Annotated in this window: 14 protein-coding genes; 7 read left to right on the forward strand and 7 right to left on the reverse strand. The window is 59.3% G+C overall.

What is annotated here, in order from left to right:
- Positions 1-145: 145 nt before the first annotated feature.
- A complete protein-coding gene (locus CA85_RS05485) occupies positions 146-1,114 on the reverse strand; it encodes a UDP-glucuronic acid decarboxylase family protein (RefSeq protein ID WP_146390271.1) in 969 nt (322 codons plus the stop codon).
- Between the two features lie 511 nt (positions 1,115-1,625).
- Between CA85_RS05485 and CA85_RS05490 the strand changes: the two genes are divergently transcribed.
- The 4 genes from CA85_RS05490 (at position 1,626) to CA85_RS05505 (ending at position 4,666) form a co-directional block, all read left to right on the forward strand.
- Positions 1,626-2,645: a ketoacyl-ACP synthase III gene (locus tag CA85_RS05490; RefSeq protein WP_146390272.1), complete on the forward strand. Its 1,020-nt coding sequence runs from the start codon at positions 1,626-1,628 to the stop codon at positions 2,643-2,645.
- A 23-nt stretch (positions 2,646-2,668) separates the two neighbouring features.
- Positions 2,669-3,427: a YqgE/AlgH family protein gene (locus CA85_RS05495; protein ID WP_146390273.1), complete on the forward strand. Its 759-nt coding sequence runs from the start codon at positions 2,669-2,671 to the stop codon at positions 3,425-3,427.
- Positions 3,428-3,436: 9 nt separating this feature from the next.
- Positions 3,437-4,144, forward strand: a complete 708-nt coding sequence (locus tag CA85_RS05500; protein ID WP_146390274.1) for a metallophosphoesterase family protein — start codon at positions 3,437-3,439, stop codon at positions 4,142-4,144.
- Between the two features lie 249 nt (positions 4,145-4,393).
- Positions 4,394-4,666 (forward strand): hypothetical protein, encoded by a 273-nt coding sequence (locus tag CA85_RS05505; RefSeq protein WP_246112532.1) that lies wholly within the window; start codon positions 4,394-4,396, stop codon positions 4,664-4,666.
- Positions 4,667-5,805: 1,139 nt separating this feature from the next.
- Here the strand turns inward: CA85_RS05505 and hisS are convergent.
- The 3 genes from hisS to CA85_RS05520 form a co-directional block, all read right to left on the reverse strand.
- Positions 5,806-7,179, reverse strand: coding sequence for a histidine--tRNA ligase (gene hisS / locus CA85_RS05510; protein WP_146390275.1), 1,374 nt, complete (start codon positions 7,177-7,179; stop codon positions 5,806-5,808).
- Between the two features lie 128 nt (positions 7,180-7,307).
- Positions 7,308-8,486 (reverse strand): hypothetical protein, encoded by a 1,179-nt coding sequence (locus CA85_RS05515; RefSeq protein ID WP_246112533.1) that lies wholly within the window; start codon positions 8,484-8,486, stop codon positions 7,308-7,310.
- Positions 8,487-8,545: 59 nt separating this feature from the next.
- Positions 8,546-9,214 (reverse strand): hypothetical protein, encoded by a 669-nt coding sequence (locus CA85_RS05520; protein WP_146390277.1) that lies wholly within the window; start codon positions 9,212-9,214, stop codon positions 8,546-8,548.
- A gap of 262 nt (positions 9,215-9,476) precedes the next feature.
- Here CA85_RS05520 and CA85_RS05525 point away from each other — a divergent pair, with 262 nt between their 5' ends.
- The 3 genes from CA85_RS05525 (at position 9,477) to CA85_RS05535 (ending at position 12,481) form a co-directional block, all read left to right on the forward strand.
- Positions 9,477-10,226 (forward strand): lysophospholipid acyltransferase family protein, encoded by a 750-nt coding sequence (locus tag CA85_RS05525; RefSeq protein WP_146390278.1) that lies wholly within the window; start codon positions 9,477-9,479, stop codon positions 10,224-10,226.
- A 124-nt stretch (positions 10,227-10,350) separates the two neighbouring features.
- Positions 10,351-11,187, forward strand: a complete 837-nt coding sequence (gene arsM / locus CA85_RS05530; protein ID WP_146390279.1) for an arsenite methyltransferase — start codon at positions 10,351-10,353, stop codon at positions 11,185-11,187.
- A gap of 844 nt (positions 11,188-12,031) precedes the next feature.
- Complete coding sequence (locus CA85_RS05535; protein ID WP_146390280.1) at positions 12,032-12,481, forward strand: hypothetical protein; 450 nt, start codon at positions 12,032-12,034, stop codon at positions 12,479-12,481.
- A 3-nt stretch (positions 12,482-12,484) separates the two neighbouring features.
- Here the strand turns inward: CA85_RS05535 and nth are convergent, their stop codons facing one another.
- The 3 genes from nth to CA85_RS05550 form a co-directional block, all read right to left on the reverse strand.
- On the reverse strand, positions 12,485-13,138 hold the full coding sequence (gene nth, locus CA85_RS05540) for an endonuclease III (RefSeq protein WP_146390281.1): 654 nt from the start codon (positions 13,136-13,138) through the stop codon (positions 12,485-12,487).
- 9 nt (positions 13,139-13,147) lie between these two features.
- Positions 13,148-14,122, reverse strand: a complete 975-nt coding sequence (locus CA85_RS05545) for a serine O-acetyltransferase (protein WP_146390282.1) — start codon at positions 14,120-14,122, stop codon at positions 13,148-13,150.
- A gap of 247 nt (positions 14,123-14,369) precedes the next feature.
- Positions 14,370-14,945: a hypothetical protein gene (locus CA85_RS05550; RefSeq protein ID WP_146390283.1), complete on the reverse strand. Its 576-nt coding sequence runs from the start codon at positions 14,943-14,945 to the stop codon at positions 14,370-14,372.
- Positions 14,946-15,475: the final 530 nt, after the last annotated feature.

Genomic DNA, 15,475 nt, shown 5'->3' on the forward strand with positions numbered 1-15,475 from the left:
GCTCCGCCCGTCGCGAGTGAGCAGGCGTTGGATGAAGTCAGACGGGTAGAGCGATTTGGCTGCACAGACTGCTAGTCGATTGCCTGTCGCGAGGATGGGGGCGTTGGTTGAGCTCAGACGGGCGGAGCCGTCTGGCTACTTTGGGCTAAGAAAAGTTGGGGGTCGGTGGTCGGTAGTCGTCGAGGTTGATCGATTGGAACCAATCGATCGTTTGTTTCAGGCCATCGTCGAGTTTCACCGTTGGCTCCCACCCCAGTTTTTCCTTGGCGAGGGTGATGTCGGGGCGGCGGCGGGTCGGGTCATCCTCGGGCAGCGGCGCGAGCACCAACTTGCTGGGCGAGCCCAGGATCGCGATCACTTTCTCGGCTAGCTCGCGGATCGTGAACTCGTCGGGGTTGCCGATATTGACGGGGCCGATGAAGTCGTCCTGGTCCATCATCCGGATGATCGCTTCGACGAGATCGTCGCGGTAACAGAAGGAACGGGTTTGCGATCCGTCGCCGAACAAGGTGATGTCTTGCCCCGCGAGTGCTTGGCGAATGAAGTTGGATACAACGCGACCATCGTAGGGATGCATCCGCGGCCCGTAAGTGTTGAAAATCCGCACGATTCGCGTGTCGACACGGTTGCTGCGGTGGTAGTCCATGAACAGGGTTTCGGCGACCCGTTTCCCTTCGTCGTAGCAGGCTCGGATGCCGATGGGATTGACGTTACCCCGATAGGATTCGGTCTGGGGATGCTCTTCCGGGTCGCCATACACTTCGCTGGTGCTGGCCTGCAGGATGCGGGCGCCGCAGCGTTTGGCGACGCCGAGCATGTTGATCGAGCCGAGCACGCTGGTTTTGATCGTCTTGATCGGATTGTATTGGTAGTGGCCCGGCGCCGCTGGACAGGCCAGGTTGTAGATCTTGTCGACTTCGAGATGGATCGGCAGGGTGATGTCGTGGCGAATCAGCTCAAAGTTCGGGCGACCGAGCAGGTGGGCGACGTTGCTTTTCTGGCTGGTGAAAAAATTATCCAGGCAGATCACGTCGTGGCCGTCGTCGACGAGTCGTTCGCAGAGGTGCGAGCCGAGAAAACCGGCGCCGCCGGTGACAAGAATTCGGTCAATCATGATTCACTTTCGAGCTGCAAGGGGAGCCGCTATCGTCGCCAACACCGCCAGTTCTGTCGAGCGGTCTGGAGCGACTTCGCGCTTCTGGTCAGTCTCGCGGCGTCTAGAATGAGGTCTTCTGGATCGGTTCTGAGCGGAGGCGAAGCACGTCGGGGGAGTTGTTTCGGTTTATTAGCCGGTGGGCGCGAGCCCCGGTTCCTACAACGCTTCGCGTTTGGCGGCAGCAAACCGGGGCTAACGCCCACCGGCTAGTTGAGATATGCGGCAAGACTTCCTCATACGTGATTATCGTGTCCGTCACAGCGGGATTTACTTTCCCGGATGTGTTCTCAGGGGGCCCTCTCGCGGTTGGCCTTGGCCGGCGACAGGCCATCCGGGACGCAAAAGATGCTCGAAACCTTGCTTCCGCCCTAGCGGGTAGGCTGCTACGCTTGGGGGGCGACTGCCCGAGTGCGTTGACTGGCTTTGCATTTCTCACCAATCCCACCTCCCCCGTCCGCTGTAAACTCACGTGCCATACGCTCAAATCGGTCCCATTGCCGTCCATTTGCCGCCACGAGTAGAAGACAACGCTAGCCTCCAGTCACAGTTTCCCAATTGGGACCTGGATCTGATCGCGGAGAAAACAGGGATTCAGCAACGCCATGTGGCCGAACCCGATGTGACTGCCGCTGATTTGGCAGTAACGGCGGCCCAGGACCTGTTTGAACGCGAGTCCATTGACCCGGCCAGCATCGATTTTGTGCTGCTCTGTACCCAGACGCCGGACTACCCGCTGCCGACGACAGCCTGCTTGCTCCAGGACCGCTTGGGGCTGCCGACCCGCTGCGGCGCCATCGATTTTAACCTGGGGTGCAGCGGGTACGTCTACGGACTCGCCATGGCCGACGGGTTGATCCAGAGCGGTGTGGCCAAGCGGGTGTTGCTGCTGACCGCGGAGACGTATAGCAAATACATCGATTCGGACGACCGAAGTCTCCGCACGATCTTTGGAGACGCTGCCGCCGCGACATTGGTGACCGCCAGCGAAACCCCAAGCCTGTGGGGCTTTCAGTTCGGCAGCGATGGCAGCGGCGCCGACATGCTGATCGTGGGCGACGGTGGAGCCCGGCCAGCGAAGGATGCGATCCCGCCACGGCACCGTAAACGCTGGAAGAGCCGTCTGTATATGGACGGACCGAGTTTGATTGGGTTCACTGTCGAGGCGATTCCGCGGCTGGTCGACGAAATTCTGGAAGCCAACTCGCTCGGTGACGCCGATGTGCATCGCTATCTGATGCATCAAGCCACCTGGAAAATGCTCGACCAGCTTCGGCTGCGGATGAATGTTTCCGAGGAAAGACTGCCAATTGACTTGGCGGATATCGGGAACACGGTATCGTGTACCCTACCAATCTTGATCGATCGGCAGCGGCGTGGTGGCGATTGGAACGGTTCGGGGACGAACATGCTCGTCGGGTTCGGCGTCGGGCTGTCGTGGGCGGGCTGTTTATGGCGAGATGATTGGTTTGGCGACCACCCGGTATCGTGACTTGGCATTAGGAAGGATCTTCCATGACATCAATCGAGCAGAACTGCACCGGCTGTTTTCTTGTCGCATCCCCGTATCTCACCGACGGGCATTTTTTTCGCTCTGTCGTGTTTGTGATTCGCCATACCGAAGAAGGTGCCTTTGGCGTGGTGATCAATCGCAGTACGTCGAAGCGTTTTAGCGAAGTGGTGGAGATGTCCAGTCCATCGTCGGAACCCGGTGCATCGCAGCCGGCAGGAGCCGAGGCGACAGGGGCTGCTGCACCAACCCCGCCGGCAGGCGTCCCACGAGACCAGATTTACTTGGGCGGGCCGGTCGAGGGACCGCTGTTGGCGCTGCATGAGGTGGCGGGGATCGGCGAACCCTGTGGGGATCCCGAGGGCGGTACGCCGAACGATCCAGCCTCGCAGGATCCCGCGGGTGCGAAAATGACGCTGCACAACCATCCCGCCGAAGCTTGGGGATCGATGTCGATCCAGTGGTCGGAGGTCCCGGCCTGGATGACCGCCGACGAGGATCACCTGCGGATCTTAGCCCGCCGCGAGGACGCGCGGCTGAAATTTATCGTGGGGTATTCCGGTTGGGGCGCCGGGCAACTCGAACAGGAACTCGATGGCGGAGGATGGTTGGTCACCCCAGCCGATCCGGATTCCATTTTCGATCCCACCGACGAGGTCTGGGAGAAGCTGGTTCATCGTTGTGGCCACGCGATTCTTCAAGAATTGCGCCCCGATCTTACCTTGCCCGATGAGGACGTCGGGTTCGACCCCGGTGTGAACTGACAACCGCCCATGGCCCGTTATGTGATCGGCGATGTTCATGGATGCGCCAAGGCGTTGAGGTCCTTGCTCGCGGCGCTGCAGCTCGGTTCGGACGACGAGGTTATCTTCCTCGGTGACTACGTCGATCGCGGCCCCAATTCCCGCGGCGTGGTCGAGCAACTGATCGATCTGGGGCAGCGGTCCCGTGTGATCGCACTGCGGGGAAACCACGAGATCATGCTGCAGGCTGTTGCCGTTCATGGGATGGACGATTCGGTCTGGTTACGCAGCGGCGGCAAGGCGACCGTGGTGAGCTACGGTGGTTCCATCACCAAAATTCCGTCCGCTCATTTTGACTTCTTTCACGCTTTGCAGCGTTATCATGAAACCGAGCGCGAGATCTTCGTCCATGCGATGTACGACCCACAGCTCGGCATCGACGACCAAAATGATGAATTGACGTACTGGACGCACCTCCCGCAACCGTTGCCGATCGCACACACCAGTGGAAAGCGGGTCTACGTGGGGCACACACCCCAGCCGCGTGGTGAGGTGTTGTGGCGGCCCCATTTGGTAGGCGTTGATACGTACTGCTTCGGGGGCGGCTACCTCAGCGCCGTCGATCTAGAAACCGGCGCCACGACCCAGGCCGATCGCCATGGTCACATCCGCCGCGTTCCCATCGAACGCGCCTTGCACGCCCTCGCACGCTGGGGCAAATGGCTGCGAGGATCATAGTCGACCGACGGCTCCGCCCGTCGCGAGAGTGGGGCGCCGGATAAGCTGAGACGGGCAGAATGGTTTGGCGACACTGCTTGCTGGTCGATTGGTGGTCGCGGGAGTGGGGCGCTGGGTGAGCTCAGACGGGCGGAGCCGTCTGGCTACGGAACGGGGGAGGAATAAGTGTCGTGTTGGACGGACCAACGAGCTGCTCAATATCCAGAAGTATCCCGTCAGGGATGATAGAAAATAGCCGGTGGTTTGAGCGTGAGCGAACACCACCGGATAAGACCGATCGCACACACCAGTGGAAAGCGGGTCTACGTGGGGCACACACCCCAGCCGCGTGGTGAGGTGTTGTGGCGGCCCCATTTGGTGGGCGTTGATACGTACTGCTTCGGGGGCGGCTACCTCAGCGCCGTCGATCTAGAAACCGGCGCCACGACCCAAGCCGATCGCCATGGTCACATCCGCCGCGTTCCCATCGAACGCGCCTTGCACGCCCTCGCACGCTGGGGCAAATGGCTGCGAGGATCATAGTCGACCGACGGCTCCGCCCGTCGCGAGAGTGGGGCGCTGGATAAGCTGAGACGGGCAGAATGGTTTGGCGACACTGCTTGCTGGTCGATTGGTGGTCGCGAGAGTGAAGCGCTGGATGAGCTCAGACGGGCGGAGCCGTCTGGCTACATTAGCTGCTAGTCGATTGGTGGTCGCGAGAGTGAGGTGCTGGATGAGCTCAGACGGGCGGAGCCGTCTGGCTACGGAACGGGGGAGGAATAAGTGTCGTGTTGGACGGACCAACGAGCTGCTCAATATCCAGAAGTATCCCGTCAGGGATGATAGAAAATAGCCGGTGGTTTGAGCGTGAGCGAACACCACCGGATAAGACAGCTATTCTCGCTCATCCGACGGAAGCGTGCGCCCGAGGTTTTCAAGGCATGGCTCCCGTATCCAAGGATTTATTTGTGGGATGTGATTATTAATGTTAGACTGGCACCGCCGGGAGAAACGGAGCCGAGCTCGAATGGCGTGGACTTAAGCAGCTTTACTCGAGTTTCACGGGCATCTGTTTTCGCTTCCGTCCGGCTTGTCCGGGCGGAGCGGCAACTGCAAGCTACCTGCAAAACGCCCTCGCCAGATCGATCTCCGCTCCGGGCTTGTCCCGGCGGAATCAGCGAAGCAAGTCGTGTGACCGCCGGGACAAGCCCGAAACGGAGCACCGTTTCTACTTCGCATTTTTTCGGTAGCTGCCAGTTGGTTCCTCCGCCGAGACAAGCTCGACGGAAGGATGTTTCACACGCGGCAATCGCTTAAGTCCACGCCATTCGAGCCGAGCTCTGCAGAGGTGCTGGCTTGGCAAGGGATATCTCGGTCGACGGTACGCCAATGGTGTTGTTGGTCCCTGGCGAGCGTTTGTTCATCAGGGACGCATTTTTGAACGATCATTGGATACGAGAGCCATGCCTCAAAAAACCTTCCGCTGTGCTCTGCTCACGATTCCGTCGGATGAACCGCTATTCTCTTCAACGCGTCCGGCGCAGGAAGACTTGCGGGGCTCAACAGTTCGTTGCCTCGTCCACCACAGAAAAGCTTTCGCTAAATCCGCCAGTTTTTGATCGCGTGTGGCGACACTGCTTGCTAGTCGATTGGTGGTCGCGGGAGTGGGGCGCTGGATGAGCTCAGACGGGCGGAGCCGTCTGGCTACTTTGGTTGCGAGTGGGATTTTCTGTTTCGCTCAAGCGGGCGATTAGTTTCTCCGGTGCATCGTGAGTGTATTCGATCTCCTCGGATGCTTTCTCTGCCAACGTTTTGACTTGCACTTTCCCATCGGCCCATTCGTTGCCGCCCGCGATGAGGGCATAGGCGAATCCGTGGGCGTCGGCGTACTTCAACTGCGCCTTGAGTTTGCGAGGTTCTGGGTAGACTTCCGTGCCAATTCCCGCGCGGCGGAGATTGGTCGCTAGCTTCAAGTAATCGTCTCGGCGGTCTTTGTCGAAATAGGGGATGAAGACAGGACAGGGCTTGCTCGTCGAGGACAATCGGTCGAGCGTTTCCAGGGCGGCGAGCAAACGGTCCAGGCCGAGTGAGGCGCCGATGCCGGGCAAGTGCTCTTTGGTGTAGAGTCCGGCGAGATTGTCGTAGCGTCCGCCGCTGCAGACGCTGCCGATGGACGGCAATTCGTCGAGCGTGGTTTCAAAGATCACGCCGGTGTAGTAATCCAGCCCACGGGCGATCGATACGTCGATCTTCATGCGTTCCGGGGCGACCCCCGACGCGATCGCACCCTCATAGATCTCTCGCAGTCTGGTGGCGCCGTTGACGGCGGTCGCATTGTCACCAATGATCGCGGGCAGTTTCGCGAATACCTCGTCCGCCCCGCCACCGCATTCGGCCAACTGCAGCACCTGGTCCGCCTGGTCGGGGCGAATCTCCGCGGCGCTGACCATTTCTGCCGCGGTGGCTTCGCGTCCGATCTTGCCGAGTTTGTCGAGGCTGCGCAGGATCGGGGTGGTTTGATCGGCCAAGTCGAGGGATTCGAGCAACCCACTGAGAATGGCGCGGTTGTTGATGCTGATCGTGAACGCTTCGATACCAATGCTTCGCAGCAACGAATCGATGACCGTGACGGCTTCGATATCGGCCAGTACGGATTCGGTACCGATGGTATCGAAATCACACTGATAGAATTCGCGATACCTTCCTGCTTGCGGGTTTTCACCTCGCCAAACCGGAGCAATCTGGTAGCGTTTGAACGGAGTACCCAGCTGTCCGATGTGTTGGGCAGCGAACCTCGCCAGCGGCACGGTGAGGTCAAATCGCATGCCGACCGGACGCTTGCCAGCGTCAACGAATTGGTAGAGCTGGCGGTCGGTTTCCTCGCTACCTTTGCCCGTCAGGATTTCCAAGTGTTCGAGAGTGGGCGTATCGATCGGCGCAAACCCGAAGCTGCGAAACGTTTGCCGCGCCGTTTCCATGATTCGCTCGCGCGGGATCATCGTGGCGGGTAGATAGTCGCGGAATCCCTTGAGCGTGCGAGGTTGAATGAGGGCCATGGGCGATGCAAGAGTCGTGAATGGAAGGGTGGGAGAATGGCTGACGTAGCGTAAGTCACGAGACCAACCTGTGGTAGGGAAGGTTCGCTGCGACATCAATCCCAGGGAGGCTGAAAGTCCTTTGTCCCCTAGAGTTCTTCGTCGACAAAAATGATGTGCCGGAAGTAGTGTTGGGATTCAAAGCTCGCACCGAGTGCTCCGATCAACAGACCCAGGGAGGCGGCGAACACGGCCATCTGCGGACGATCGGCCCAGACCAAATCGAGCGGGCCGCTCACCGTCGACGCTGCCCAATCGGCGATCAGGGCACTCGGGAACAAAAAGAACGAGAGTGCGATTCCGACTAAGAACAAGGCTGTCCAAGTCGTCGCCATCCCTACGAACACGATGCCCATCGCCGAAGACGAAGTGACGATCGCTTGCTCGGATCGCCGGGTACCGCGACGCACCAGGAGTTGTTGGCGGAGCACGACGTAGGACGTCGTCGCCACGAGCGACAAGATGAACAGGGCCAGCAAGCGGAGGCTGCTCTGGGCCAGAGCGAGGTCCCAGGCCTCGGCCGTCATGAATAGAATTGCCAAGGTTGAAAAGGATGCGATCGTTAATCGGCTGAGGCGTTTGGGAAATTCCCAAGGGCGAGCTGACCAGATCGAGCGGTAGATTTCCGTCCGGTTGATCCACGCCGCTCGCAGCGCGAAGACGGGTTTGGTAAGTCGCCGGCCAGCCCCCTCTTCGAGTCGCTGGTCGGCGATTTCTGCCAACGTGGCACGCTGACGCTCCACGCTCTCGGCATCCATCCCAGCCATCAAGTCCAGTGCGGCCGCGTAGGGCGGGTGGTACATCAAGTCGTTGGGGTGGCTGCTTTGAGGCAGGCCGCTGAGGTGCCCGATGCTGTGCAGGATCAATCGGCTCAGACGCCGGGCAATCCGCTGGACCCTTTCGTCGCGGTTGGCTTCGATGCCGAGTGCCATCGGATCGATCAGTGACATCGACAGAACCGCTGCATCGAGGGGCCGGCTCAGGGCGGCAAAGCAGAACGGCGAATAGTTACCAGCGAGTTCGGACGCGGTCAGCATGATCGCGAAGTCCCAGTGCCGCGAATCTCGCTCCTCAACCGCCTGTTGCAACAGGACACTTGGTTCCACAGCCCCGTTGCCATCGCCTCGACCGCCTGTCATTTCGGGGCGGCGGATTTCAAAGAAATCGAAGCGGAACTCGCTGAAGATCTCCGACAAACGCTCATCGGCCTGTTCGACGGCCATGCGCGCCGCCTGCGCATCAACGAAGTCCAATGGTCCAGCGACCATCACGCCAATCGCGATCAGGGATTTTTCAACGTCCGGCTGGACCCCTTCAGGTAGTGAAGTCAGTAGTCAATCCGTTCGTCAGCAGCGTTGAATCGGGCGTCGTAATCGATTTGTTCGAGATACTGCTTGAGGGCCACCACTTCGGCAGCATCCAACTTGTCCTTGATCGAATCGACGGCTTCGGAGATCAAGTTGAGCATCTTGGCCACCTTCAGGTAATCGAAGCGGTCGTAGGTCTCGCCAGGGCTGCCGCGTTTAGCCAGCGATTCTTCGATCGGTCGGCGGTAGGGCTCGAGTTCCTTGGCATCGAGTGGTTTGGGCCAATAGAGTTCGCCGGTCGAAGGGTGGATCTGCGATTTCGACAGCCGCTTGTGGGTGGAGCGTTTGGCGGCGGCCTTGTAGTTCGCGACGCCTTCGGCAGTCTTCCGCTTGAGCTCTTCCTCGCGAAAGGCTTTGTTGTTGTAGTAACCTTCGAGAGATTCCTGTCGCAATTTGAGCCGTTCCTGCAGCGCCTTCTGCAGCTGCGTGGCGGACATCGATTCCAGCAGCGATCCTTGGCCGAGGCCGACCGCGAGGGCACCTGCACCCCGCATTTGATCACCGGCAGCCGTTGAGCCTCCGCGCCGACCATAGGGCCCGTAGACTCCGTATTGAGCCAACAATTCTGCTGGCAGCAACAATCCAGTGATGGTGAGGATGAGGGCGGTCGCGAGGTAATTACGGTACATGGGTTGGTCCAGGTTGGGATTTTTCGGCGTTCTCTCGCCTGGTTCCTTCGCCGTCGAAGGTGCCAGCGATGCCGATGAAACAAGCTACTTTCGCAAAATGTGCGTTTCAGTCGATATAATACACACTCAACAGGCTCTGTGCACATATCCCTTCCCGATCCAGCAGCATTTCGGATCGCCGTTGGGCCGGCCCGGGGCCGGCTGAGTTTTCTGGCACTGTGCCCGTGTTTCTGTCTATTTCTACTTTCTGTGTGGTCCTGCTATGGCTCAGCCCCTCCCCTGTGAGCGTGACGAGACGCCCGCCGACGGCAGTGATGGGGATGGGCCGCCGGTTGATCCTGCGGTCATTGCGGGCATCGTTGCCAAGGGGCCTCAACCGGTACTGCGATACCTGTTTTTCCTGCTGATCGTGCGGCCGGTGATGCTGGTGATCATGGGCATGAACGTGCGGGGGCGGGAACGACTCGCCGAGCAGGGGCCGCTGCTTGTCGTGGCCAATCATAACAGCCATCTCGACACGTTTGCGCTGATGACGCTGTTTCCCATGAGCGAACTGCACCGCGTCCGTCCCGTGGCCGCAGCGGACTATTTCCTGCGCACGCGGTGGTTTGCATGGTTCTCGGTTCGAGTGCTCGGGATCATCCCAATCGATCGGGATGTTCGCAGAGGCCGCGGACATCCGCTCGATCCTATCAGCGAACAGCTCGAACAGGGCGCGATCGTGTTGCTATTCCCCGAGGGCACACGGGGCGAACCCGAACAGCGCGAGCCGTTTCAAAGGGGGATCGCCCATCTCGCTCGGAGGCATCCCGAGGTCCCGATCTTGCCCGTTTTCCTTTATGGTCTCGGCAAAGCACTGCCCCGAGGCGAGGGGCTGCTCGTGCCCTTTTTTATCGATGCCTACGTTGGCCCACACGTCCACTGGACCGGTGACAAAAACAGCATGATGCAGCGTCTCGATGACGAATTCGAATCACTCGTCGAAGGCGCCCAAGTGCCCGAGACACTTTAACAGCCTGTTGACGAAACTCGCTGCCGCGCATTATCGTAGAACGACGATAAACCATGCGTTGGCGGGCAGGCCCAGAGTGCTTGGGCGCCGTTGACGCGCTCCCTCTGACCTCTGGCTGCATCCCATGAACCAACACAACAAAACCGCCTCTGTTCAAGACCAGTATGCAGCTGTGGCTCGCAGCGGTCTGAACAATGATTCCGATGCGGTCCGGTCCATCGCGTCGGCTTTCGGATATTCCGCCGACGATCTGAAGTCGCTACCGACCCAGGCCAACATGGGGGTCTCGTGCGGCAACCCGTTGGCGACCGCCGGACTGCGCGAAGGCGAGGTGGTCGTCGATTTGGGATGCGGGGGTGGCATGGATGTGTTTCTCGCTGCCCAGGCTGTCGGCGATGCGGGCAGAGCAATCGGAATCGACATGACGCCCGATATGCTCGATCGAGCTCGCGCGGGGGCTACCAAGCTTGGATTGAGCAATGTCGAGCTCCACGAAGCCAACATCGAGCAACTGCCGCTCGCCGATGAGAGCGTGGATTGTGTGATCAGCAATTGTGTGATCAACCTCGTCGATGACAAAGCCGCCGTCCTGCGCGAGATCCGTCGAGTCCTGAAGCCGGGAGGTCGCGTGGCGATTAGTGACATCGCACTGAAACAGCAGCTCCCCGAAGCGGTCAAAGACAGCGTGGCGGCGTACATTGGCTGCATTTCTGGGGCGATCATGATTGATGAGTATCGCGGTGCCTTGCTCGATGCGGGCTTCGACAGCGTCGTTGTGACCGATACCGGAGCGGATTTGAACGTTTACGCCGAAGCCAGCCAGAGTGATTGCTGTGGGACGACCGACTCATGCTGTGGCGAACCAACACTGCATGCGGGCTTGGCCGATGTGTTGAAGTCCTTTGACGTCAACGTTTACGCGGCGAGTGTCCGCGTGCACGCGGTGGCTCCTCTCGCGTAAGCAACACACGATGAATGAGTGTCGGTTTTAGTAGTGGACGAGGCGACGAGTCCTGCGGCTTTGGACTCGTCGCCTCCTGTTGATTACCCACACGCGACCCTACGCCGAAGGCGTTTAAGAAAATAGCCGGTGGTTTGAGCGCGAGCGAACACCACCTACGGCAATTCTCTGAAATCTCTAACGGAATACTTGTGGGTAACTGACAGCTCATCGGCTCGTCCACTACGCCACTTACTACTCCCGCGTTCCTAGACCGGCAGCAGAGTTGGTTCAAGGGATTCGAGCGAACCACGAAAAACCCATGCTTCAGCGGCATGTAGAGACGTAGCGGTGTCAGCGGCCGTAGGCTGGTTCGCATCGCCGATTGCGTTTGCTTCCCTCGTCCAGTTTGGATGTCGTCCTTTCCCCAAGACGATTCCGCAGCAATAACCAATGTCCAAACCGAGAGAAGCGGCGCACGCCCCTCCCGAATGAGCCTGCCCCGGGCTGTTAAATAGTTGGGATTGAGTCGCTTATTGCTTGCGCAGGTTTTCTTCCGCTTTGTTCGTGTTCGAAGCGAGCCTCCTTCCATTACCGAGTCTCCTCTCTCCACCGCGCTTCGTGGGGGCGAGGGGAGACTCGATCGTTTTGCGTTGGCGAAATAAAAATGCAATCCGAGGACAAGGTATCAATACCACTTTTGAACAGCCCAGCACAATTTGCCGGCTCACGCAAAATCTGGCTGATCCGTTTGGCACGAGGAATGCAATGTCGGGTATCATCATGAAATGAGTTTCACGCTCGTCCGCACCACATCTACCCTGTCGGTATCGCGGTCTGGACGGGCTTTCCTGAGGATCGAGTCATGTCGCGTATCACCACTTTCTTGTGTGTTTCCACGATGGTCCTGGCGGCGGGTTCGGCCCAGCAGGCCCTGGCCGCCGATACCGGAGCGAATGCGGTCTCGCAAGCGTATGGGGCGTCGCCACAGGGCGCCGGGTCCTACTACAACAGCAGCGGCTATGGTGGCTTCGGCAATAACGCCGCGAGCACTGCCGGCAATGCGACCCCGAGCAACAGCAACGGAGCGGGTGCCTACGGCGGGTCAGGGTACCGATCGATTTATGGCAGTCGCTCGTATGGGCCACTCGCCTACCCCGGCGCCGGAGATAGTCGCTACTACAGGGACCTCGACGGGTACACGCGTGGTCGCCTGGATCATTCGCCGCGGAAATTTAACGGTGTCACGCATCGCCGTAACGATCACGAGCCCCGCACACGTCACTTTATCCACGGGGAAGACATGGCGTATTGAGGTTCAGGGTTTCTTCCAAACGACCGCTTTGCGGCGTTTCGGGTAGAGTTCCTGGCAGAGGCCGCAGCGGGTGCCATCGCACCCTCGGGCTGTGCAGTGTTCGCGTCCGTAGAAGATTATCTGCAGGTGCAGTCGGTTCCAAGACGATTCGGGGAATAGCTTTTTCAAATCGTTTTCCGTCTGGACGACGCTCTTGCCCGACGACAGTCCCCATCGCTGGGCCAAACGATGGATGTGGGTATCGACGGGAAATGCGGGCACATCGAAGGCCTGTGACATCACCACGCTCGCGGTTTTGTGGCCCACGCCCGGCAGGGCTTCGAGTTCCTCGAACGATCGAGGAACCTGGCTATCATGCTGGTCGACGAGGATCTTCGAGAGCCCCGCGAGGGCTTTGGCCTTTTGCTTGGAAAGTCCCAGCGGCCGAATGATCTGCAGGATGCCGTCTTCGCCGAGTGCTTGCATCCGCAGCGGCGTGCCAGCGACTTCGAACAGCGCGGGTGTGATCTCGTTGACTTTTTTGTCGGTGCACTGAGCACTCAGGAGCACCGCGACGAGGAGCGTAAACTCATCCTGATGATCCAGCGGGATGGGAGGGTTCGGGTAGAACTCGTCGAGACGCTCAAGTAACAGCGTAGCACGTTCCGCCTTTCGCACGATCTACCTCTAAATCTGATAGTTCAGTTCCGGTGCCAAGTCATCCTTGGCACCCTCGCTCCCGCGGACCCGCAGCTGCGGCGTTTCAACCAACACCGTGGTGCCCGGAGACACGCTGCGAGTTAACCAGACACTTGACCCGATGACACTGTCGTGGCCGATGATAGTACGACCACCGAGGATTGTTGCGTTGGCGTACACCACGACATTGTCTTCGATCGTGGGATGCCGTTTCTGGCCACGAATCAACGTCCCGTCGGCGTCGGTTGGAAAACTGACCGCCCCCAACGTCACGCCTTGGTAGAGCTTGACATGCTCACCGATTTCGCAGGTTTCACCGATCACGACGCCGGTCCCGTGATCGATGAAGAAATAGTCGCCGATCGTTGCGCCGGGGTGGATATCGATGCCTGTTTGCTGGTGCGCCCATTCCGTCATCATCCGCGGAATAAACGGCACCCCCAATTCGACCAGCTCGTGAGCGATTCGGTACACCGTGATGGCCTCAAAGCCGGGGTAGCAGAAGACGATTTCATCGGTCGTCTGACAGGCAGGGTCGCCCGCAAAGGCGGCTTCCACATCCGTGGCAAGAGTCTTGCGGAGCTTCGTGATGCGTTTGAGCAGTTCGATCGTCATCGCCTGCCCCTTGGCTTCGAAGTCGATCTCGTCGATGCAGTCTGTTTGCTGATCCTTGACCCGCTGTTCGTGACGCAGGGCGCGGCCGATTTGCACGGTCAGCTGGTCATGCAGTGAATCGATCAAGCCGCCGACGTGGTAGCGAATGTTACCGGCGTGCAGGTTGGTGTTGCGGCGGTACCCCGGATACAGAATGTCTTTCAAATCCAACAGGATACGCACGACCGCTTCGTAGCTCGGCAGGGGACAATGGCCGAGATGGTTGATGGCATCGTCAGCGGTATACGTCGCCACAATCTGTTCCGTCAGATCGGGCAGAGACTCTTTGAGACGAAAATCAGATGCCATGACGGATTCATCTACACCAGGCGGCGAATGGAAGAAGAATGAGCGAACACCAAACTGAATTTGGTGGTGGGCAAGACAGGGAGCCCGCTGCAAGAGGTCCCCGTTGCCACGTTCACTACGATAGGAGGTCAATGGCGGTTGGGAAACAACCACCGACACAAAAGCCCTATGCGAGACAAATCCGTCTCGCATAGGTTCGCGGTGCCCGAGCCGATTAGAGGCTCAGGTGAGGCTGGTCCGGGATCGATCAGGGACCGATCGATGGTGGGTTAGCCATCAGGAAATCGCGAGGACCCCGGTGCGTGTAGTAGGGGTACGCCACCTGCGCCGAGGGCTGACCCGGCGTGAACGGTTGGCTGGCAACGGCTTGGCCAGCCTGATGCCCCATGCAACCGGGATTGAGGTGCGAGCTGTAGTCGAGCCCCCCCTGTTGCCATCCCAGCGGTCCGGCTTGGCAACCCACGCGACTGCCGCAGCAGTTTGGATGTCGACCATAGCAGTTCCCGCCACAATTCCCCTGGCAGCCACTATTGCAGCCACTATTGCAGCCATCGTTGCACTCCGGTTGACTGCCGGTAAAGCAGCCGGCGATCCGGCCTCTCGCTTTGCCGAACAGGCCACCCTGGGTGCCCAGGCACGAGGAGCAGCCTGGGCTACCACACTGGCCTGTATTGCACTGGCCCGTATTGCACTGGTCGGCGCAAGCCGCTCCGGTGCCGCCGGTACCACAGGGCTGGCATCCACCACGGGTGTTGTGGTGCAGGCACCCCGTGCTGAGGGCCATCAGGCCCGTTAACGATCCGATCAATAGCCAACGATTCATGCTCGAATCCTTCTCCGGCGCGGTTCAGTTTGTAAAAGTGATAGTCGTCTTCACTAACGATTTCGGCCTCAGGACCTGTCTTGATGCACATAATCAGCTCAAGCGGACCGGGATGCTGCAAAACCTGCCTGCACAAATTACCTAACCGACCAAAACTGGCCGTTTTGAGGCCATTTGACGACGTTGTGGCCCCAGCCAAGCAACGCGTGATCAGTAAGTAGCCAGTTTTGCGAAAGCTTTTCGGTGGTGGACAAGGCGACGAGCTGTTGAGCCCCGCAAGTTTTCCTACGCCGAAGGCGTTGAAGAAAATAGGGCTCATCCGACGGAAGCGTGCGCCCGAGGTTTTCAAGGCATGGCTCCCGTATCGAAGGATTTATTTGTGGGATGTGATTATCAATTTTAGACTGGCACTGCCGGGAGAAACGGAGCCGAGCTCTGCAGAGGTGCTGGCTTGGCAAGGGATATCTCGGTCGCCAGCGTTTCCCTGCAAAAGCGGTACGCCAATGGTGTTGTCGGTCCCTGGCGAGCGT

This window comes from Allorhodopirellula solitaria (assembly GCF_007859855.1).
GTDB classification, from domain to species: domain Bacteria; phylum Planctomycetota; class Planctomycetia; order Pirellulales; family Pirellulaceae; genus Rhodopirellula; species Rhodopirellula solitaria.